Below are 21,777 nucleotides of genomic sequence, written 5' to 3' on the forward strand. Positions count from 1 at the left end.
AAAAAATAATGGCATATGAAGCAAGTGCGATAGAAAAAAAATGGCAGGAATTTTGGCAAAAAAGCGAGGCTTTCGAGCCAAAAGATGATTTAAGCCTAGCTAAAAAATACATTTTATCTATGTTTCCTTATCCAAGCGGACGCATACATATGGGACATGTAAGAAATTATACCATAGGCGATGCACTTGCAAGGCATTTTAGAAAAATAGGCTTTAATGTGCTTCACCCCATAGGCTTTGATAGCTTTGGTATGCCTGCTGAAAATGCTGCTATAAAACATAAAATTCACCCTAAAACTTGGACTTATGAAAATATAGACTATATGCAAAAAGAGCTTTTTTCTTTAGGTTTTTCTTTTTCAAGAAAACGTATGCTTGCTACTTCTGATCCACTTTATACCAAATTTGAGCAAGAATTTTTTATCAAAATGTTTGAAAAAGGGCTCATTTATACAAAAGATGCCCTTGTAAATTGGTGTGATCATGATAAAACTGTGCTTGCAAATGAGCAGGTTGAGGATGGAAAATGCTGGCGTTGTGGGCATGAAGTTATCCAAAAAAAGATGCCTGGATACTATGTAAAAATCACTGCTTATGCAGATGAACTTTTAGCTGGACTTAAGGAGCTTGAAGGTAAGTGGAGTGCTCAAGTTTTAACCATGCAAGAAAATTGGATAGGCAAGAGCTATGGGCTTGAGTTTGCTTTTAAGCTTGATGATGAAAGTGCTTTAAAGGCTGAATCTCCTTCTTTTGAGGTCTTTACGACAAGGGCTGACACGCTTTTTGGTGTTTCTTATGTAGCTTTAGCTCCAGAACACAGCATAGTAAATGCTTTGCTTGAAAAAAACTTGCTTGATGAACACACAGCACAAAAGATTAAAGCTATACAAAATCAAAGCCCAAGAGAAAGACAGATGAATGATAAAGAAGGCTATTTTTTAGGACTTTATGCCCTTCATCCTTTAACAGGGGCGAAAATTCCAGTTTGGGTGGCGAATTTTGTTTTGGCTGATTATGGAAGTGGGGCAGTTATGGCTGTGCCAGCTCATGATGAGAGGGATTTTGAATTTGCTAGGAAGTATAATCTAGCTATAAAACAAGTCATTGATGATGAAAGCTATGATCCAAGCAAGGCTTACACAGATAAAAAAGGCAAGCTTATTAATAGTGTTGAATTTGAAGGCTTAGAATGTAATGTTGCAAGAGTAAAAATAGCTGAGAAATTCGAGCAACTTAACATAGGTAAAACAATGACTAATTTTAAAATTCGTGATTGGGGCGTTTCAAGGCAAAGGTATTGGGGTTGTCCTATACCTATGGTGCATTGTAAAAGCTGTGGTTTAGTTAGTGAAAAGCTTGAGAACTTACCTATAACCTTGCCAGATGATGTAAATATCACAGGGGAGGGCAATCCTTTAGAAAAGCACCCTACTTGGAAACATTGCAAATGCCCAAAATGTGGGCTTGAAGCTCAAAGAGAATGTGATACTTTAGATACTTTTTTTGAAAGTTCTTGGTATTATGCTCGTTTTGCAAGTGATGAAAAAACTTGGCAAAAAATCGCACTTGATGAAAAAAGCACGGATTATTGGCTTGGAGCGGATCAATACATAGGCGGTATAGAGCATGCTATCTTGCATTTGCTTTATGCTCGCTTTTTCCAAAAGGCTTTAAGGGATTTGGGGTATTTAAAGGCGGATGAGCCTTTTGTGCGTCTTTTAACGCAAGGAATGGTGCTTAAAGATGGAGCAAAGATGAGCAAGTCAAAGGGTAATGTCATCGATCCAGATGAGATTATCAGCAAATACGGAGCTGATACAGCAAGACTTTTCATACTTTTTGCAGCCCCGCCAGCAAAAGAACTTGAATGGAATGCTGATGCAGTTGATGGAGCATATCGCTTTTTAGCAAGAGTGTATGAAAGAGCCTTAAAGCTTAAGGGTAAAAGCTTAAAAGCTATAGAACAAAATGCCTTAAACAAGGACGAAAAACTTGCAAGACTTAAGGTCTATGAAGCTTTGAAAAAATCAAATGAATTATATGAGAGCAATTTTGCTTTCAACACCCTAATCGCAGCTTGCATGGAAGCTTTAAATGCCTTAAGTGTAGCAAAAAATGAAAATTTAGAACTTGAGGGCTTTTATATACTTTTAAATGTGCTTGAGCCTATCATTCCTCATCTAGCAAGCGAGCTTTCAAGCGAACTTTTTGGGTGTGAAAATTTTAAAAAACTTGAGCTTTTAACTGAAGTTTTTGTTAAAGATAACTTTAGCATAGGTGTAAGTGTCAATGGCAAAAAGCGAGCTGAGCTTGAAATAGAAGCAAGTTTAAGCAAAGATGAGATTTTAAGCAAGGCTAAAGAAAGCGTGGCAAAATGGCTTGAGGGCAAAGAGCTTGTCAAAGAAATTTATATCGATAAAAAACTTGTGAATTTGGTTATAAAATGATAAAAACTTTATTTGCTTTGGGCATAAGCTTTTTGTTTATCGCGTGTGGCTATGTGCCGACAAGCAAGGTTGCTCAAAAAATCTTTAGTGATAAGGTGTATGTTAGCGTTGAAATTTCACCACAAGATCCACAAAATAGCGTTTTTGTTGTTGATACCTTAAGAGAAGTGATCATTAATAAGCTTGGCAAAAGCCCAGCCTCTAAAGAAGAAGCTGATGAAAGTATCAATGTAAGAGTAGGAAATCTTGATTTTATCCCAATAATCTATGATGAAAATGGCTATGTTATCGCATATAAAGCAAAGCTTAATCTTGAATTTAGTGTTGTATTCAAAGACGGCAAAGAAGAATTTATCAAAACGCAGGGTAGCTATGATTTTGCTATCTCGCCAAATAGCGTTATTAGCGATACGGCAAGGCTTGATGCGATGCGTTTTGCTTCAAGTGAGGCATTTGATGAGTTTGTCTCTATAGTTGCGATTAAAGGACAGCGCAATGACTAATATTAACGAACTTGCAAAACAAACCTTGTTTTTGCTTGGACAACGAGGCTTAAAACCTACGCCAGAAAATTATACTGAAGTTTTCGAAGAGCTTTCTTCAAAACGCGGTGTGAGTGGAGGCACAAAAGAAAAGGTAGAGAAATTTAAAGCTTTATTAATCCCAGCACATCAAAATGATATACAGCTTAAAAATATTAAGAACATTGATGAATTGCTTTTTTTTCTCATCTCAAAGATTAATCGTCAAAACAAAGAAAAATCCCCCCAGCTTTTTGAGCTTTTAAATATTATCATGAAAAGTTTGCTTGCAAGCAAAGATAAAAAGGTTAAAGATATAGCTTCTATGACTTTGGCTCGAATTTCAAAGGCAATGGATCTTGAAAATATTTATTTGCTTGAAAAAAAATGGCAACAATGGCAGCAAGATTATGAAGATCACGAACTTGAAGAAGAGCTTAAAAAATATGGCATTAAAAATGATGATTTTACTCTTACCATCAAAAAACTCCTTTCTCAACTTAAGGCTAGATCATATGATAGATTTGCCAAGCTTATCGCTTTGTGCTTACACCCTTCTTTGCTTCATAATGATAAAATTGCTGAATTTGAACAAAAACTCAAAGAAAAACCCTATATTCTTGCTCTTGATCAGGGCAAAAGCGATACTTTTAAAAACGAACTTTTAGAAATGGTAAATAAAAGAATCAGCACGGACTTAATCTTTGTGCAACAAAACCTTAATTTTTTTGATCAAAATCTCCAAAAGCTTAACCAACTGATCGATTTGCTTAATAACATCAATCAAAATAATGTCGCTTTTGTTAATTCTTTACAAAAAGAACAAGACGGTAGCGTGAAGGTTTCTTTTGATGATTTGAAAAATAAATTCCTTGCTTTAAACGAAAAAATCACACATATTCATACCCACCTTCACAAGGTAAGTGATACCAAACAAAGAGAAAATTGGACGCTTCAAAAGCATATACTCAAGCTTGATGAAGTGTTTTTGCAATATAAGATAAATTATGCTTTGTGCGTGTTTAGTGTTTCAAATTATCGTTTTATCATGGAAAAATATGGCGTGAGCAATTTAAGTGAAATTTTAGAACGATTTAAGAAAATTTTACAAGAAAATTGCGATGAAAACGACGAACTTTGGATGCTTGATGAAAAGTCATATTTACTCATCGTGTGCGCAAAAACTTACGAGCAAATTATCCCTTTTATGCAAAAAAATATCAATGAGATTGAAAATTTTAAATTTATTTATAAACAAGATGTCATCATTCCAAGCATAGTGAGTTTTTTTATGGATAAGGCAAGTTATCCTCACTTAAATCTTTTAGATGAACTTTTAAAGAAAGTTGATGAAATTTAAAGCCTTTTTGGAACAAAAAGTAGAATACTCAACACGAATTGATCGTTTTCGTGCTTTTAGTTTGTATCAAAAGTATAAAAAAGACTTAAAGCTTAAACCCATTATTCATATCATCGGCACAAATGGCAAAGGCAGCACAGGACGATTTTTAGCTCAGCTTTTATATAAGCTTGGCTTTAAGGTAGGGCATTTTACAAGTCCGCATATTTTTGAATTTAATGAAAGATTTTGGCTTGATCAAAAAATACTTGATGATAAAGTATTGCAAAAAGCTCATGAGAGTTTAAGTGAAATTTTTCAAAGCGATTTAGAACGTTTGAGTTATTTTGAGTATGCGACTTTTTTAGCTGTGATTGTGTTTAAAAAATGCGACTTCATTATCTTTGAAGCAGGTTTGGGGGGAGAGTTTGATAGCACTTCTTTGTTTGAAAAAAGATTAAGTGTTTTTACGAAAATAGGTTTTGATCATACTCAAATTTTAGGCGACAAGCTTGAAATGATCGCTCGAACAAAACTTAAAGTTATGGCAAAAAAGGCTGTGATCTCAAACGAGCAAGAAGAGCTTGTTTTGCAACTTAGTCAAAAAATAGCCATTTTAAAAAAAGCAAAGTTGTTTTATGTAAATGAGCTTTTAGACGTTCATTTGCTTAAAGCGAGCAAAGCTTACGCACAAAGACACAAACTTCCTTCTTTTTTAGAACACAATCTAAATCTCGCACTTGCTGCTTTAAGAGTTTTGCAAAATAAAACTCAAGTTTTTCGTGCTGTTAAAAAACTTCAAAAGCTTGATTTAAGAGGTAGGTGCGAGCAAATAAGTGAAAATATCTTTGTTGATGTAGGACACAACGAGCTTGCAGCACGAGCTTTGCTTGAGAAATTTAAAGGACAAAAGCTTTGTTTGATTTATAATTCTTTTTTAGATAAAGATATTTTTGCAATTTTAAGAATTGCTAAGCCTATAATTGATAAAATTATGATTTACAAATATGAAAGTCAAAGAGAGCTTGCTACAAAACATATTAAAGAAGTGGCTTTAAAGCTTGATATAAAGTGTGAGGATTTCATAAAACTTGAAAAAGATCGAACTTATCTTGTCTTTGGCTCTTTTGTTTTGGTGCAGCATTTTTTAAAGGAGTATTTTGAGACCACATAAGCGTATGCTGAATAAATTTACCATTACGATCACTGATGTTAATGGTTCAAAGCATTTTTATCTTTCTCAAGTGATTAAGAAGATTGCTTTTTACCTTATCGCTTTTGTTTTACTTTTTTTAATCTTTAGTGCTTTTTATATCCATTATTTAGATTCTAAAGTCAGCGAACTTGACGCAAAAAGAGAAGAATTGATACAAAATAGCAAAGATTTAGTCATAAATAACGAAAAAATGCAAGCAAGTCTTGCTGAAAAAGCTGAACAATATGCAGCTATAGAAGATAAAATTGCCATTTTTGAAGAGCAACTTGGGCTTGACAATGAAAATAATCTGACTTTAAATGCAAGACTTGAAAAGCTCAATCTTACAAACGAACAGCAACTAGGTGTTTTGCTTCAAATTCCAAATGGTTATCCCATAGAAGATAAAGGGATTTCTGGTAATTATGGCTGGAGGGATCATCCTATCTTAAAAAGGCAGGAATTTCACACCGGCATTGACTTAAGAGCAACCATTGGCACACCAATTTATGCCCCTGCAAATGCAGTCGTTGAGTTTTCAGGCTATAATAGCAATGGTTATGGTTATATGGTAACTTTACAACATAATTTTGGCTTTAAAACTATCTATGCTCATATGATGCGAAAAGATGTGGTAAAACCCGGACAATTTGTTTCAAAAGGAGAGCTTATCGGTTATACAGGCAACACAGGAGCATCAACTGGTCCTCATTTGCATTATGAGGTAAGATTTATCAATAAGACTTTAGAACCTCTATATTTTTTGAATTTAGATCGTAAAAATATGGATAAATTTTTTAATCAAGAAAGGAGAGTGCCATGGCAATCTTTAATAAAAGCAATATCAACAGCAGCGTCTCAGAAACAACAGTGATTTCAGCAGGAGCAAGGATAGAAGGACAATTTTACTTTGATTCTATGCTTCATGTTGATGGTGAGATTAGCGGTGTAATCCACTCACAAAGTGTGGTTGTTATCGGTAAAACAGGGATTATTAAAGGACAGCTTAATGCTGATAAAGTCGTTGTGAATGGAATTTTTGATGGTGAGCTTGATGCAAACAATCTTGAAATTCTTATGGGTGGTTTAGTCAATGGAAATATTTCTATAAAGGGCTTTGCTATAGAAAATGGTGGCAAGTTTAACGGCAATAGCAAGATCAAAGACGAAACACTTACACTTATTGAAAATACTGCTTCAAAAACCGAAGAATAAGTTTTGATTCAGGCTAAATTTTACGAATTCTTGCAAAGCGAGCAAAAATGTGAGCTTTTACTTTGCGAGGATGATAAAGAAGCTGATGAGCTGGCTCAAGTTGCTTTATTTTTAGGCTTTAAAAGCTTTGTTTTACCAGATTTTAGAGCAAGTCAAGATGATGATTTACGCCCTTTTTCAAAAGAACTTTTTGAGCTTTGTAAGGTGCTTAATGCCTATTATCAAGAACAAAGCTCTAAAAAAATATTTATTTCTCCTTTGCGAACTATTTTGCATAAATTACCGGGTAAAAAGCATTTACAAAATATTAAGCTTAAACTTGGTGAGCATATTGATGAAAAAGTCTTAAAAGATGAATTTGTCAGACTTGGTTATGAGTTTGTGGATATAGTGCAAGATAAGGGCGAGCTGTCTTGGCGTGGCGAAGTTTTAGATATTTTTGCCATCAATGAAGAACAACCATTTAGGATACTTTTTTTTGGCACTCAAATAGAAAGCCTGCGGTATTTTGATATAAATACTCAAAAATCTATACAAAATGAACTTCAAGAGCTTTATATCTGTCCTTTTTTGGCTCATTTTTCTCAAAGCGAGTTTAAAAATTTGCAAGATAAGCTTGAAAAATTTGAAAATTCAGCTTTGATTAGCGATTTTAATTCTTTTGGTTTTTGGTGTATAGATGATTTTTGTGATTATTTAGAGCTTGATTTTAAGAGTATAAAAAGCTTTAAGGATTTAGAATTTGAGGGAGTAGATAAGGCTAAACTTGAAAAGATTAATGCTAGAGTTTTACAAGAAGCTAAGCACTATAAAGACTTACAAAGCACTTATTCAAAGGATTTTTTTAATTTTCATCAAGATAAAGAAATTCTTATCTTAGCACGAAATGAAGCTCTTTTTAAGGCTTTAAATATAGAAAAAACTTCAAATTTAAGCTTGCAAATTAGCCCTTTAAGACTTCATCTTATCAGCCAAGAAAAGATCATACTTTCTTTAAATCAAAAAACATCTAAAAAACGCATACGAAAAGCAAGTTTAATCATCGATGAGCTAAGCAAGGGCGATTTTATCGTGCATCAAGATTATGGTGTGGGGAAGTTTTTGGGGCTTGAGATGATTAAGATCAGTGGAATAAAAAAAGAATTTGTTGCTCTTTTGTATCAAAATGATGACAAACTTTTACTTCCTGTTGAAAACTTATATATGATTGATAAATATATAAGCTCAAGTATCCCAAGTATGGATAAGCTTGGCAAAGGCACTTTTTTACGTCTTAAAGAAAAGCTTAAAGAAAAACTTTTTGCGATTGCTTCACAGCTTGTGATACTGGCTGCTAAAAGGGCTTTGATTGAGCCTAAAAAAATTCATATTGATTATGTAGAGCAAGCAAAATTTGCCACAAGTGCTGGCTTTGCTTATACTGAGGATCAAATTAAGGCTTGTGAGGCTATTTTAGAAGACTTTCAAAGTGGCAGGGTTATGGATAGGCTCATAAGCGGGGATGTTGGTTTTGGTAAAACCGAAGTGGCGATGAATGCCATTTTGCCTGTGCTAAAAAGTGGTTTTAGTGTGCTTTTTTTTGTGCCAACCACTCTTTTATCACACCAGCATTATAAAACCTTAAGCAAGCGATTTGCAAGTTTTGATATAGAAGTTTTTAAATTCGATCGCTTTACAAGCACAAAAGAAAAAAAGCTTGTAAAAGAAAAACTTGCTTCAAATGCTCCTTGTGTAGTTATCGGCACGCATGCACTTTTAAGTTTAAAATGTGAAAATCTAGCCCTTGTCATCGTTGATGAAGAGCATAAATTTGGAGTAAAACAAAAAGAAAAGCTTAAAGAGCTTAGCTACAATGCCCATGTGCTTTCTATGTCAGCTACGCTAATCCCAAGAAGCTTAAATCAAGCCTTAAGTCAGATCAAATCTTATTCAAGCTTACAAACTCCGCCTTTACAAAGGCTTGATGTAAGAACTTATGTGAAAGAATATGATGAAGCCTTGCTTAAAGAAGTGATCGCTAGAGAGCTAAGAAGGGGCGGACAAATTTTTTATATACACAATCATATCGCTAGTATAGAGCTTCGCAAAAAAGAGCTTTTAGAGCTGTTTAAGAGCTTAAAAATTCTTGTGCTTCACTCACAAATTGATTCAAAAATTCAAGAAGAACAAATGCTTGAATTTGAAAACAAAAAATACGATATGCTCCTTTGCACCAGCATAGTAGAAAGTGGTATTGATTTGGCTAATGTTAATACTATCATCGTTGAAAATGCTGATCGTTTTGGTATGGCTGATTTACACCAACTTCGTGGCAGGGTAGGAAGGAGTGATAAGCAAGGGTATTGTTATTTTTTAGTTGAGGATAAAAATTTTATCACCAAAGAAGCCTTAAAACGTCTTGTATCTTTAGAGAGCAATTCTTTTTTAGGGGCTGGTTCTGTGCTAGCTTATCATGATCTTGAGATACGAGGCGGGGGGAATTTATTAGGAAGCGATCAAAGTGGGCATATAGAGCAAATTGGGTTGAGCCTTTATCTTAAAATGCTTGAAGATGAGATTAATGCCTTAAGTAAAAAAGAAGTGCCAAGTGAAGAAAAGATAGACTTAAAACTTGGGGTAAATGCCTTTTTAAACCCAGACCTAATCAACGAAGATCGCTTGCGTTTAGAGCTTTACAGGCGTTTAAGCAAGTGTCAAAGTGTAAATGAAGTCTATGAGATAGAAGGCGAGATAAATGATCGCTTTGGCAAGCTTGATGTCTATACCCAACAGTTTTTATCCCTCATCATCATAAAAATTTTAGGCTTAAAGCATTTTAAAAGTATTTCAAGTTTTGAGATGAATATACAATTTACCTATCTTGATGATACAAAAGAAATGATAAGAGCTCGCAGTAATGACGATGATGATGTGCTTGATGCAGTGCTTTCATTTTTAAGAAAAAAGCAAAGTGCATAAAAAGGAGTTTTAATGAATGGGGCTAGGATTTTTGACTTTTTGATACATTTAAATTTAGATTATGAGGGCTTTGATTGGCTCGAAAATAGGGGCTTGAGTGACTTTGAGCTTCTCATTTCTGTGATTTTAACTCAAAATACAAATTGGAACAATGTCTTAAAAGCTCTAAACAACCTAAAAAACGCTCAAATTTCAAGTATAAAACAAATCACAAAGCTTGAAAATGAAGAGCTTGCAAGACTTATTAAGCCAAGTGGATTTTATAATACCAAAGCAAAACGTTTAAAAAATCTATGCGAAAAGCTCATAAATAAGTATGAAAGCTTAGAAAATTTCAAAACAAAAGCGAGTAGGGAATGGCTTTTAAGTATCAAAGGGCTTGGCTTTGAAAGTGTTGATAGTGTGCTAAATTATCTTTGCAAACAAGAACTTCTTGTTGTTGATAGCTATACCAAACGTTTAGCCCTTGCCTTAGGTTTTGAGTTTGAAAGCTATGAGGAGCTAAGAGAGTTTTTTCAAAGTGGGGTAGAAAGTGAACAAGCAAAACTTTGCAAGGCTTTAAAAAAAGACTATGAGCTATATGAGCTATATCAAATTTTTCACGCTTTAATCATAGCCTTTGGCAAAGCTTATTTTAAAGGGGCAAAATTAAGCTTTGAGGGCGAAAAACTTTTAACACAATTAAGGGCTTAAATTTAGAGCTTTTTTTAAAAAAGTCTTGACAAAAAAGAGCTATTTTGCTACAATCACACTTTTAATTTTAAAAATTCCGGATTAGCTCAGCGGTAGAGTAGGTGGCTGTTAACCACTTGGTCGCAGGTTCGAATCCTGCATCCGGAGCCACTTTTTATTTTAGAATTTTTATCATAACTTTTCAAGATATTTCACCGCTTCATAAGCATTTTCTTTAACTATAACCTTTTGAGCAAGCAAGTTTTCTTTGCTTTCATAGCCACAGCTTAAAGCTATACACCCAATTTCAGCGTTTTTAGCTGCTTGTATATCAAGATAAGTATCGCCTATCATAAAAGCATTTGTTTTTTCTTTGCAAAGTAAGTCTAAAGCCTTGAGTATAGGTTCTGCATCTGGTTTTGGTTTGATAATGTCATCTCTTCCCACAATGACTTTAAAAAAATGCTCCACACCCAAATGTTTAAGTAAAATTTGGCTAAATAAAGAACTTTTTGTCGTTACTACTCCTAAATCAGCAAATGAAAAAGCCAGCTCAAGAGCCTCTTTTGCTTTTTCTAAAAGTGTAGTTTGTTCAAGATAGACTTCTTTGTAAGCATTTTTATATATTTGAATATATTTTTCAATATCTTTATCTTTAATACCTAGATTTTTAAATATTTCATCTAAAGGCAAGCCTATCATATTTTTGATGGCTTCATCATCACGAAAATCATACTTAAAATACTCAAAGCTTTTATGAAAGCCGTGTAAAATAGCTGAAGTGGAGTCAATTAAAGTGCCATCCAAGTCAAACAAAATCGTCTTTTGCATAAAATTTCCTTGATGAGTATTAAAAAAAGAAGTGGTGGATTTAGCAGGATTCGAACCTGCGACCAACCGGTTATGAGCCGGTTGCTCTAACCAACTGAGCTATAAATCCGCCTTTAGTAAGAAAACAAAAATTATACTCTACATTTGCTTAATTTTAACTAAACGCCATAAAAACAAGTTGGATTTTTAAGCGACTAAGTGCCCTTAAGCCTGATTTTAGTATCTAAAGCAAAATATCTAAAAGTGATAAGATGCTGTAAAATTCCAAAAAATACCATAAAGGTTGTAAAAGAGCTTCCTCCATGACTGAAAAAGGGTAGCGGTATGCCAACAACAGGAGCAAAGCCTATAGTCATAGAAACATTTACGGCTGTATAGATAAAGATAAACAAAGCAACGCAGTTTAATGCTACGCGTGTAAAATAATCATCTTTAAATTTAGCATTCAAACTTAGCAAATGAAAGATCAAAAGCATATAAAGCAAAAGCAAAAATGCTCCTCCTATAAATCCAAAACGCTCCACAGTATAAGCAAAAATAAAATCGCTTGTTGAGATAGGCAAGAATTTAAAATGCGTTTGGGTTGCTTCATCGCTGTTTTTGCCTTTAAGTCCGCCGTTTCCAATAGCGATTATGGATTGTTGGACTTGATAACTTGGCTTTTCGGCTAAAAAATCATGAATTCTTTGTTTTTGATATGGTTTTAAAAGATTCGTGTAAAAGATAGGCGAGGATACGGCGATGACTAAAAAAATGCTAAGCCAAATTTTATAATTTACTCCTATGATAAAAAGTGTGCCAAAACCAACGATAAGTAAAACTGTTGCTGTGCCAAGATCTGGTTCAGCAGCGATGAGAAAAAAAGGTAAAAGTATATAAAAACTAAGCTTTAAAAAGCTTTTGAGTTTATAGCCGTTTTTAGGTGGGGGATCGCGGTAGATAAGATAAGCAAGCATTAAGATAAAAGAGGATTTAAGAAGCTCTGAAGGCTGTATGGTAAAGTGTGTAAATGGCACCTCAAGCCATCTTTTTGCTCCAAGTTTTTTAACACCAAAAATATCGACGCTTAAGAGTAAAAAGATATTGATCCAATAGAGCAAAGGTATAAGCCATGCAAGCTTTCTAATAGGAAGTATGAAAAAAAACGAAAAGCACAAGAAGCCCACTAAAGTGTAAATGAGTTGTTTTTCAGCTAAAAAGGAGCTGACTTCAGCCACCAAAATAAAAGAAATGGCGATGATTGGCAAGATTAAAGCAGGTTGGACGAAATCAAAATGAGTGAGAATTCTTCTATCAAATAATTTAATCACTTAAAAAGCCTTAATAAATTTGTAGTATTATACGCTAATATTTTAACTTTGCAAAGGATAAATGCTTTAAAATGCAAAAAATTTTAGTCAGTGAAATTTCAAGACTTGATATTTTTTTGAGTAAAAATTTACAGCAAAGTCGTCATCAAATCGCTACTTTGATCAAAAATGGTGGCGTAAAAGTCAATGATCATCTTGAGCTTAAACCTTCTTTTAAACTTAAAATAAATGATGAAATTAACGTGCGAAGGCTTGAAACTTCGCCAAAACAAAGTAAATTTGACTTTGATTTTGATATAAATGTGTTGTATGAAGATGAAGACTTGCTTGTTTTAAATAAGCCACCAAAGCTTGTTGTGCATGCGGCTTTAAGTGTGAAAGAAGCAACTTTGGTTGATTATCTTTTGGCTAAAAATTACGCCCTTTCAACTTTAGGTGGTGAGCTTCGGGCAGGCTTAGTGCATAGACTTGATAAAGATACAAGTGGAGCTATACTCATCGCTAAAAACAACGCTACACACAAAGCTTTAAGTGAGCAACTTTTGGATAAAAGTATGGGGCGTTTGTATTTAGCGTTAAGCGATCTGCCTTTAAAAGAAAATTACATACTTGTGGAAAAAGCACTTGCAAGAAATCCACATAACCGTCTTAAAAAAATCGCCCTTGATCCGCAAAAAGCGAATTTAAACGGAGCAAAAAGTGCAAAATCAGCTTTTATAAATTTACTCATCAAAGAGGATAAAACAAGCCCAGCTCTCATCGCAGCAAAGCTTTTTAGCGGACGCACGCACCAAATAAGGGCTCATTTAGAAAGTTTAAATCGTCATATTTTAGGTGATGAACTTTACGGCTTTAAGGGAGTAAAGTATGAAAGAGTGATGCTTCATGCGTATTTTTTATATTTTATGCACCCAAAAAGTCAAAAAAAACTTTGTATTAAAGCACCGATTTATGATGATTTTTATACAATTTTACAAACATATTTTACACAAGGAGAACTTGATGAAAAAACTTCATTTGAGTCTATTCACTCTGCTTTTAACGCTTGTATTTAATGCGTGTAGTTTAAATATGCAAAATCAGCAAATGAGTGTAAATGAGGATTTGCCAAGTGTGCAAACACTCAAACATATTAGCGATATGAGTAGTGTCGCTTTTGAGTGGAATTCTTTTTATAATGAAAATATACAAGGATTTTTACTCTATAAAAGCACGCCAAATGAACCTGAAATGAAGCTTGTTGCAACGATTAAGAATAAATTTCAAACCCATTATGTTGATACTTTGCTTGAGCCAGATACGACTTATCTTTATACAATGAGAACTTTTAATGAATTTAATCAGATTTCAAATGAGGGTGTTTTAATCGAAGTAAAAACAAGCCCAAGACTCCAGCCCTTGCCTTTTGTGCAAGCTATTAATGGCTTACCAAATAAAATCAAGCTTATTTGGCGTCCGCACCCTGATCTTAGAGTGCAAGCTTATGAGATACAAAGGGCAGAGCAAGGTGGAAATTTTAAAACTATAAAAGAACTTAAAAATCGTTTGGAAGCTGAATATATCGACGAGAATTTAAAACCTAATCAAAATTTTCAATACCGCATTTTTGCTAAAACCTTTGATGGTGTATATTCAGAATCAAGTCAAATTCTAAACTCTACTACCAAAGCTTTGCCACCGCAAATCACGTATTTATCAGCTACAACCGATCTTGCAGGGCGCATACTTTTAGCTTGGGATAGTCCAAACTTTGAGGACTTTGCGTATTATAAAATTTATGCGAAGAGTTCAGGTTTGCTCCCTTTTTCAGAGCTTGCACGAACACAAAGCAATAATTATGAAGATAAGGTTGATGAAGTAGGCAAGAAAAAAGAATATAAAATTACTATTGTTGATAAAGATGGGCTTGAAAGTGCAATGCCTCAAAGTTCAGTAGAGGGCAAAACTCTTGATGCCCCACTTGCTCCAAGTATCACTTTAACGGCTATTGCACCTGATGGTATTGATCTTGGTTGGACGCCAAATGATGATAGAGCGGTAAGTTATACGCTTAAACGATATGGTGGAGGCGATGTGGTCTTTAAAGAGATTAACGAAACAACTTTTAAAGATACTACAGCCGTGCAAGGGCAAAGCTATACTTATGAAGTCATTAGTGTAGATAGCAACGGCATTGAGTCTAAACCTTCAGCTAGAGTAAGGGTAGGCGGTTAATGCCAAATTTTAAATGCAAAAGTATTAAGTCGCTTGTTTTGCCTTTTACACAAGATGAGGTAAGCTTTTTGTGGATTTGTCATGATGCACGTTCAAGTTTGCTTTTTGTAAAGATAGTCAATGAGCACTTTTTCTTGCAAATCGTAAAACAAAATGATGCTTTTGTGATTAAGGCTGAAAAACACAGCAAGCCAACGCAAATTGGTTATGTGCAAAAGGCTTTGCTTGTGTTTAAAAATACTTTCGCCAAAGATGTGATTAGTGAAGCTTTTGCACTCAAAAAGACACATCTGCTTAAAAAAAACAAATTCATAGAAAATGATATTCTGTCTTTACTTGAAAACACGCAAAAGTATAATAGGGTATATTTAGAGATAGGTTTTGGCTCGGGCAGGCATTTGCTCTATCAAGCACGAGAAAATCCTAATATTTTAATACTAGGTGTTGAAATTTACATGCCAGCTTTAGAACAAGTTGCAAATTTAGCGATGAAAGAGGGTTTAGATAATATTTTGTTGATGCAAAATGATGCTAGACTTTTGCTTAGTGTGCTTAAAAATCACTGCCTTGCAAAAATATTTTTGCATTTTCCAGTGCCTTGGGACAAACAACCTCAAAGAAGGGTTGTGAGTCTTGATTTTGTAAAAAATTGCCAAAGAGTGCTTCAAAAAGGCGGTTGTTTTGAGTTAAGGACAGATAGCAAGGCGTATCTTGACTTTACTTTACAGCAGTTTTTAACCTTACAAACTTGCAAAGCACAGATTAACAAAAACGCAGATTTGGGCGTTACAAGCAAATACGAAGCAAGATGGAAAAGACAAGAAAAAGATATATATGATCTGTGTGTATATAATGAAACTTTTGATGATAATGAGCTTGCGTGTTTTGATTTTAAATTAAAGGATTTTAAACCCCTAATGAGTGTAGAAAAACTCAAGCAAAACTTTGCAAAAAAGCATTTTAGGGGTGAGGATTATTTTTTAAGTCTTGAAAATATGTATGTTAAAGATGAGCAAAGCGTGGTGCTTAAAATAGCTTTTGGTAGCTTTTATAGTCCAGAACATATGTATTTGCTGTTTGATGAAAAGCTTTCATTTTTATTTAATGAACCTTTTAAGACAGAGCAAAATTTTAAAGCTTTACAAAAACTTTTAAACTTTTTAAATCAAGAAATTTAAAAAGTTAGGGCTTAAATTTCTTGATTTTTAAGATAAAACAGAGCATAATCTAAAATTTAGTTTTTTTATTAAGGATAAAGTATGTCAATTATGATTCGAGCACAGAATTTATCTTTAGGTTATGATGAATTAGTTATCGAGCGAGCAAATTTTTCTTTCAAAAATGATGATTTTGTTTTTATTACCGGAAAAAGTGGAAGTGGTAAATCTACGCTTTTAAAATCATTTTATGCAGATTTAGAACCCTTATCTGGACGTCTTGAGGTGTGTGGTAACGTGATTAATGGCATCTCAAATAAAGAACTTTTACATCTTCGCCAAAATATAGGCATCATTTTTCAAGATTATAAACTCATTAAAGAGTACAGCATAGAAAAAAATGTTATGTTGCCTTTGATGATTAAAGGCTATTCTAAAAAAATTTGTCAAGAACAAAGCACGAAGTTGCTTAGCCATGTTGAACTGACTTTTAAAGCAGATAAAAAACCAGATCAGCTTTCTGGCGGCGAACAGCAAAGAGTGGCTATGGCTCGGGCTTTAGCTCACAATCCCAAGCTTTTGCTTTGCGATGAGCCAACTGGGAATTTGGACGAATACTCCTCAGATATCATTTGGACGCTTTTAAAGTCAGCAAGAGAGATACTTGGCACTTGTGTTATTGTAGTAACACATAGAATTCCAAGCAATCTCAGGCTTGAATACAGACGCTTTGATATAGAAAGTGGAAAAGTTAATGAAATCATTTAAAACACATTTAGGGCTTATTTTGCCACTCCTTTTTATGATGTTTGCTTTTGAGTTTATACTCATCATCAATCAAACCGTGAAGTATTATGAAAGTCTTTTAAATAAAGATTATAGTATTATCATTGCCAGCTCAAAAGAACTTTCTCAAACCAGTGTGCAAAATCAAATTCCATCGCTACAAGCCTTGCAAAATCTTGATACAAAAAGCTTTATGCAAAGGCTTAAAAACGATGTTTCAGCAAGTAACCTTGCTGCTTTAGAACGTTCTTTGCCACACTTTTATAGTCTCAAGCTTAATCACTTGCCTACTCAAAGCGAGCTTAAAGAACTAAAAGATAAGCTTTCAAAAATGCCAAATGTGATTCGAGTCGAGGCTTTTGCAAAGACTTATGATAAAATTTATAGCTTGCTTGTATTGATTAAATTTGTCTTTTGGTTGTTTTTATTTATCATTATCTTACTTTCTTTTGTGCTTTTTTTAAAGCAAATGCGAATTTGGCTTTTTGAGCATACTGAAAGGGTTGAGATTATGTGTCTTTTTGGTGCTCCTTTTTGGTTTCGTTCTTTTATGTTGTATAGGGTGGTTTTATTTGATTGTTTGATTGCCTTTTTAATCTTACTTGTTTTTTTCACTCAAATTTTTTCTCTTAGTTTTATCCAAAATGCATTAAATGCTGTAGATATTAGTTTGCCAAAGATGAATTTTATCTTGCATTTAAGTATTATTTTTGCTTTAAGTTTGTTTGTATCTTTGCTCTGTGTAAATTCGGTAATGTTTAAGGTTAAAAAATGAAAATTTTGTGGCTTTTACCGCTACTTTTTGTTTTTTCATTTGCTGATGAATTGAGCCAAAAAACGAAGGATTTGAAAGAAAATGAAAGGATAAGCAAACAGCTTGGTAAAAAGCTTGATGACTTAGCTAAGGATATTTTAGCAAATGAAAAAAACCTTAACAATCTCGCTGGACAAATTCAAAAACTCAGTCAAGAAACACTGAAACTTGAGGAGAATGCAAAGCTTCAAAACAAGGAGCTTAAAACCTTAAATTCGCAAAATCAAGATTTACTCAAAGACAAAAACGCCATGGAAAACAAACTTGTGAGCTTAATTGCTGAAAATTTCGCCTTTGATCTGCCTATACCAAGCGGATATATAGAAAGTGAGGAAAGCTTTATCGCTTTTGAGCTTTTAAATTCGCTTGATGAAGTATTTAAGGAGGAGTTTTACAGACTTTCAAAGGATTACGAGCTTATTTCAAAGCAAATTAGTGCAAAACAAGATCAAATCGATAAAATCAATACAAATTTAAAAAAATACAACGATGATCTAAGCAAGCTTGAAAAGCTTAAACTTGAGCAAATTGATGAGATTAAAAGGCAGAAAACAGACAAAGATATTTATACAAAAAAGCTTAATGATGTGCAAAAGCAACAAGTCGAGCTAAGAGATACCTTAGCCCAGCTTAAAATCGTAAGCGAAAAGCAAGAAAAACCAAGCACGCAGAACACAAGCAATCAAGCCGTGCGTCAGCTTGGATCAAGCTATCAAAATGCAGCTGTAAAAAAATACAAAGGACAAAAAACTATAGCTCCACTTGATTCTTTTATCATCAAACAAAAATTTGGTAATTTTACAGATCCCATTTATAATATCAAAATTTTTAATGAAAATGTGATTTTGCGTTCAAAAACAGCTGATGCAAGGGTTAAAAGTGTATTTGGTGGCAAGGTTGTTTTTGCCAAAGAGACAAATTTGCTCCAAAGAGTAGTGATTATCGAACATAATAACGGACTTCATACGATTTATGCTCACTTAGATAAGATTTCGCCTACACTTAAGGTAGGCAAAAATGTCAAAAAAGGCGAAGTTTTAGGCAGGGTAAAAAATGATCTTACTTTTGAGGTAACTCAAGAGAAATTTCATATTAATCCTTTGGAATTAATTAGTCTAAATTAACTAATTTTAAAGGCTTTTAGAGTATAATAACAGCTTAAAGGAGATGAGGTATGCAAAAGAAAAAACGAGTTTTGGTCAAATTTTCAGGCGAAGCTTTGGCTGGAGAAAACGGCTTTGGCATTGAAAATTCAGTGCTTAAATATATCGCTTCGCAGATCAAAGAGTTACTCATTAATGATGTAGAAGTTGGCATAGTTATAGGTGGGGGCAATATCATAAGAGGCGTTACAGCGGCTAAAGATGGGCTTATCAAACGAACAAGTGGGGATTATATGGGTATGCTTGCAACAGTGATTAATGCTATAGCTATGCAAGAAGCCTTAGAAAGTGCTGGGCTTGATGTAAGAGTGCAAAGTGCGATACAAATGGAAGCTTTTTGTGAAACTTATATCATGAGACGTGCTCAAAGACATCTTGAAAAAGGACGCGTTGTGATCTTTGCAGCTGGCACTGGAAATCCTTATTTTACCACTGATACAACGGCTGTTTTAAGAGCTGTTGAGATTGAAGCTGAAGTGATTATTAAAGCGACTAAAGTTGATGGGGTGTATGATAAGGATCCGCACAAATTTGAAGACGCTCAGTTTTTACATACAATCAGCTATGAAAGAGCCTTGCATGACAATATCAAAGTCATGGACGATACAGCCATAGCCTTAGCAAAAGACAACGCACTTCCTATCATCGTGTGCAATATGTTTTGCGAGGGCAATTTGCTTAAAATCATACAAGGTGATATGAGCATTTGCTCTGTGGTTAAAAATTAAGAAAATTAAAAAAAAGGAAAACAATGCAAAGGATAGAAGAAATCGCTGCAAAAGCTTTACAAAAAATGGGAAATGATCGCTATAAACTTTCTTTAGTTGTAGCAAAAAGGGCTGAAGAGCTTGCTAATGGAGCTATACCTTTAGTGGATTTAGATAAGAATAAAGTCAAATTTGCTGATATTGCTCTTTATGAGATCGCAGAAGAAAAAAATCACCCTAGAGAGCGGCATTGAAAGCAATCGATGAGGGACTTATGCTTGATAAGCTTATCGAAGATATCAAGCATTGCAAAGAACTAGAACAAGCTACAAATTTACTTTTTAAGGTATACGCACCAAGTGAGGACCTTAAAAGAGCGGTTGCGTTTTGCACGCTTGCTCATGAAGGACAGGTTCGAAAGAGTGGCGAAGCTTATGCTGTGCATCCTATCTTAGTGTCTGCTTTGGTTGCTTTTTTAAGTTCAAATGAAGCTATGATTATCGCGGCTTTGCTTCATGATGTGATCGAGGATACACCATATGGCGAAGAAGAGCTAAGAAAGGACTTTGGCTATGAAGTAACTAGGCTTGTTCAAGGGCTGACCAAGATCACTGAGATTAGAGAAGATAATTTCAATTCAAAAGTGAGTAAAAATCTTGCCAAATCAGCCTTAAGTTTTAGGAATATGCTCCTAGCAAGTATAGAAGATGTGGGTGTTTTGGTGATCAAGCTTTGCGATAGATTACACAATATGCTTACCTTAGGAAGCTTAAGAGAGGATAAATGCAAAAGGATTAGCGAAGAAACCTTAGTAGTGTATGCTCCTATAGCTCATAGGCTTGGAATTTCAAGTATTAAAAATTATCTTGAGGATTTAAGCTTTAAGTATTTGATGCCAGATGAATTTAAGCAGATTAACGATTATATCAATTCAAGCGATCAATATATGCAGTTAAGTTTAAACGAGTTTATCTCAAAAGTCGAACTTCTGTTTAATAAAAACGGCTTTAGACAAGGAAGCTTTGAGATACACAAGCGTATTAAACATAGCTATTCTGTTTATCTTAAAATGCAAAGAAAGGGCATTTCTATAGAAGAAGTGCTTGATTTGCTTGGGATAAGAATTTTGGTTGAAAATACGCTTGATTGCTATATTGCACTTGGGATTTTGCATACGCATTTTAATCCTCTTGTGTCTCGTTTTAAGGATTATATAGCTTTGCCAAAACAAAATGGTTATCAAACTATACACAGCACGCTTTTTGATACTAAAAATATCATCGAAGCTCAAATTCGCACCTTTGATATGCATAAAATCGCTGAATTTGGTGTAGCAGCACATTATAAATACAAAGAAGGTTCGGCTGTAGCTACACCTAAGCTTGATTGGATTAGTGATCTTTCTATGCAAAATTCAAGCATCAATGCGAACGAAGGAGATTATAACGCCGTTGAATTATACGAATACGCCAAAGATAGCCTTTATATCGAAGATGTGGCGGTGTATTCGCCAAAAGGAGAGATTTTTACCCTGCCAAGGGGTGCGACTGTGCTTGATTTTGCTTATGAAGTGCATACTAAAATAGGGCTTCACGCAAAAACAGCCTATGTTAATCGTGTTAAAGTTCCGCTTTTAACTGAACTTAAAAACGGCGATATTGTCCGCATAGTTACTTCAAATGATAAATTATACCGCTGTTCATGGATAGATAGCGTTAAAACCGCCAAAGCAAAGGCTAATATTAGAGAATTTTGCAAGCAAAAGATCAAAGAAGTTGATTTAGAAAGTGCGGTAAATATTCTTGCCTTTGTTTTTAATGAAAGCCATCAAACTATCCTAAAATGGATAGATGATGAAAGGTTGAATAAAAGAATTCGCCAAATCAGTATTGATGGCGTGTATTTTAAAGATGTAGTGAATATGCTTAAAAAATATGCTAAAAAATCTTATCTTTTTGATAAATATGAGCTTAAGGAGCAAAAATTTGGCAATATCATCATCTTAAGCAATCACAAAATCGCTAATACGGGCTTTGATTTTTGTTGCCGTCCTAAAAGAGGCGATGGAGTGGTGGCATTTGCTGAGGCGGGTAATGCCGTGCTTCATCACAAGTTTTGCGAAAAGGCTGATAAAATGCTTGAAGAACAAAAACCTATGGTTTTTGTAGAGTGGAACAACGATGCAACGCAAAGTTACCAGATCATCTTTTCGCTTGAGAATAAAAAAGGAACTTTGGCTGAATTTTTGACGACCTTATCCAAAATGCAAGGCAATGTGCTTTCCATAACTCTAGCAAATGCACAAAATTCAAGCCTTGATTATTTTGAAGCTCATATAGAATTTCCAGATAATGCAAAAATTGAAACTATCAAAGAACGCTTAAAAAATCGTTATAAAATTTTAGATTTTACTTCGCTTAATGACGCGTATAATGGCAAATAAAGGAT

General features: G+C 34.2%; 18 protein-coding genes, 2 tRNA genes and 1 pseudogene. 18 read left to right on the forward strand and 3 right to left on the reverse strand.

Annotated features, from left to right (window positions below):
* The first annotated feature begins 8 nt into the window (after nucleotides 1-8).
* The 9 genes from leuS to DMB91_RS06540 all read left to right on the forward strand — a co-directional run bounded on the left by leuS (nucleotide 9) and on the right by DMB91_RS06540 (nucleotide 10,518).
* Complete coding sequence (gene leuS, locus DMB91_RS06500) at nucleotides 9-2,447, forward strand: leucine--tRNA ligase (RefSeq protein WP_034904551.1); 2,439 nt, start codon at nucleotides 9-11, stop codon at nucleotides 2,445-2,447.
* Entirely contained in the window at nucleotides 2,444-2,950 is a 507-nt protein-coding gene (gene lptE / locus DMB91_RS06505) for an LPS assembly lipoprotein LptE (protein ID WP_052043191.1), read from the forward strand. Before leuS ends, lptE begins: the two co-directional genes overlap by 4 nt.
* Nucleotides 2,943-4,328 (forward strand): hypothetical protein, encoded by a 1,386-nt coding sequence (locus tag DMB91_RS06510; protein WP_034904488.1) that lies wholly within the window; start codon nucleotides 2,943-2,945, stop codon nucleotides 4,326-4,328. Before lptE ends, DMB91_RS06510 begins: the two co-directional genes overlap by 8 nt.
* Nucleotides 4,318-5,481 (forward strand): Mur ligase family protein, encoded by a 1,164-nt coding sequence (locus DMB91_RS06515; RefSeq protein ID WP_034904490.1) that lies wholly within the window; start codon nucleotides 4,318-4,320, stop codon nucleotides 5,479-5,481. Before DMB91_RS06510 ends, DMB91_RS06515 begins: the two co-directional genes overlap by 11 nt.
* A 4-nt stretch (nucleotides 5,482-5,485) precedes the next feature.
* Nucleotides 5,486-6,376 carry a M23 family metallopeptidase gene (locus DMB91_RS06520; protein ID WP_034904605.1) on the forward strand — a complete coding sequence of 297 codons (891 nt, stop codon included), beginning with the start codon at nucleotides 5,486-5,488 and terminating at the stop codon, nucleotides 6,374-6,376.
* Entirely contained in the window at nucleotides 6,322-6,717 is a 396-nt protein-coding gene (locus DMB91_RS06525; RefSeq protein ID WP_034904493.1) for a polymer-forming cytoskeletal protein, read from the forward strand. The genes DMB91_RS06520 and DMB91_RS06525 overlap by 55 nt, the downstream gene beginning before the upstream one ends.
* 6 nt (nucleotides 6,718-6,723) lie before the next feature.
* A complete protein-coding gene (locus DMB91_RS06530; protein ID WP_034904607.1) occupies nucleotides 6,724-9,675 on the forward strand; it encodes a DEAD/DEAH box helicase in 2,952 nt (983 codons plus the stop codon).
* Between the two features lie 12 nt (nucleotides 9,676-9,687).
* Nucleotides 9,688-10,368 carry an endonuclease III domain-containing protein gene (locus DMB91_RS06535; protein WP_034904496.1) on the forward strand — a complete coding sequence of 227 codons (681 nt, stop codon included), beginning with the start codon at nucleotides 9,688-9,690 and terminating at the stop codon, nucleotides 10,366-10,368.
* A gap of 75 nt (nucleotides 10,369-10,443) precedes the next feature.
* Nucleotides 10,444-10,518 (forward strand) — tRNA-Asn (locus tag DMB91_RS06540).
* 21 nt (nucleotides 10,519-10,539) lie between these two features.
* Here DMB91_RS06540 and DMB91_RS06545 read toward each other — a convergent pair.
* The 3 genes from DMB91_RS06545 to DMB91_RS06555 all read right to left on the reverse strand — a co-directional run bounded on the left by DMB91_RS06545 (nucleotide 10,540) and on the right by DMB91_RS06555 (nucleotide 12,485).
* Complete coding sequence (locus DMB91_RS06545; RefSeq protein WP_034904548.1) at nucleotides 10,540-11,178, reverse strand: HAD family hydrolase; 639 nt, start codon at nucleotides 11,176-11,178, stop codon at nucleotides 10,540-10,542.
* 32 nt (nucleotides 11,179-11,210) lie between these two features.
* Nucleotides 11,211-11,287: transfer RNA gene (locus tag DMB91_RS06550), tRNA-Ile, on the reverse strand.
* An 85-nt stretch (nucleotides 11,288-11,372) separates the two neighbouring features.
* Nucleotides 11,373-12,485: an FtsW/RodA/SpoVE family cell cycle protein gene (locus tag DMB91_RS06555; protein ID WP_081946915.1), complete on the reverse strand. Its 1,113-nt coding sequence runs from the start codon at nucleotides 12,483-12,485 to the stop codon at nucleotides 11,373-11,375.
* A gap of 74 nt (nucleotides 12,486-12,559) precedes the next feature.
* On the opposite strand from DMB91_RS06555, the gene DMB91_RS06560 reads away from it, so the two are divergent.
* The 9 genes and pseudogenes from DMB91_RS06560 (at nucleotide 12,560) to DMB91_RS06600 (ending at nucleotide 21,772) form a co-directional block, all read left to right on the forward strand.
* Entirely contained in the window at nucleotides 12,560-13,543 is a 984-nt protein-coding gene (locus DMB91_RS06560; protein ID WP_034904501.1) for an RluA family pseudouridine synthase, read from the forward strand.
* Nucleotides 13,491-14,702, forward strand: a complete 1,212-nt coding sequence (locus DMB91_RS06565; RefSeq protein WP_034904503.1) for a fibronectin type III domain-containing protein — start codon at nucleotides 13,491-13,493, stop codon at nucleotides 14,700-14,702. Before DMB91_RS06560 ends, DMB91_RS06565 begins: the two co-directional genes overlap by 53 nt.
* Nucleotides 14,702-15,880 carry a tRNA (guanosine(46)-N7)-methyltransferase TrmB gene (gene trmB, locus DMB91_RS06570; RefSeq protein ID WP_034904505.1) on the forward strand — a complete coding sequence of 393 codons (1,179 nt, stop codon included), beginning with the start codon at nucleotides 14,702-14,704 and terminating at the stop codon, nucleotides 15,878-15,880. The genes DMB91_RS06565 and trmB overlap by 1 nt, the downstream gene beginning before the upstream one ends.
* 81 nt (nucleotides 15,881-15,961) lie before the next feature.
* A complete protein-coding gene (locus DMB91_RS06575) occupies nucleotides 15,962-16,627 on the forward strand; it encodes a cell division ATP-binding protein FtsE (RefSeq protein ID WP_034904508.1) in 666 nt (221 codons plus the stop codon).
* A complete protein-coding gene (locus DMB91_RS06580) occupies nucleotides 16,614-17,420 on the forward strand; it encodes an FtsX-like permease family protein (RefSeq protein WP_034904509.1) in 807 nt (268 codons plus the stop codon). Before DMB91_RS06575 ends, DMB91_RS06580 begins: the two co-directional genes overlap by 14 nt.
* Nucleotides 17,417-18,583, forward strand: coding sequence for a murein hydrolase activator EnvC family protein (locus DMB91_RS06585; protein ID WP_034904513.1), 1,167 nt, complete (start codon nucleotides 17,417-17,419; stop codon nucleotides 18,581-18,583). Before DMB91_RS06580 ends, DMB91_RS06585 begins: the two co-directional genes overlap by 4 nt.
* 50 nt (nucleotides 18,584-18,633) lie before the next feature.
* Nucleotides 18,634-19,350 (forward strand): UMP kinase, encoded by a 717-nt coding sequence (gene pyrH, locus DMB91_RS06590; RefSeq protein WP_034904516.1) that lies wholly within the window; start codon nucleotides 18,634-18,636, stop codon nucleotides 19,348-19,350.
* A gap of 23 nt (nucleotides 19,351-19,373) precedes the next feature.
* Nucleotides 19,374-19,596: pseudogene (locus DMB91_RS06595) on the forward strand (DNA-directed RNA polymerase subunit omega).
* 7 nt (nucleotides 19,597-19,603) lie between these two features.
* Nucleotides 19,604-21,772, forward strand: a complete 2,169-nt coding sequence (locus tag DMB91_RS06600) for a RelA/SpoT family protein (protein ID WP_143116873.1) — start codon at nucleotides 19,604-19,606, stop codon at nucleotides 21,770-21,772.
* The last annotated feature ends 5 nt before the right edge of the window (nucleotides 21,773-21,777 follow it).

This window comes from Campylobacter sp. MIT 97-5078 (assembly GCF_006864455.1).
GTDB lineage: Bacteria > Campylobacterota > Campylobacteria > Campylobacterales > Campylobacteraceae > Campylobacter_D.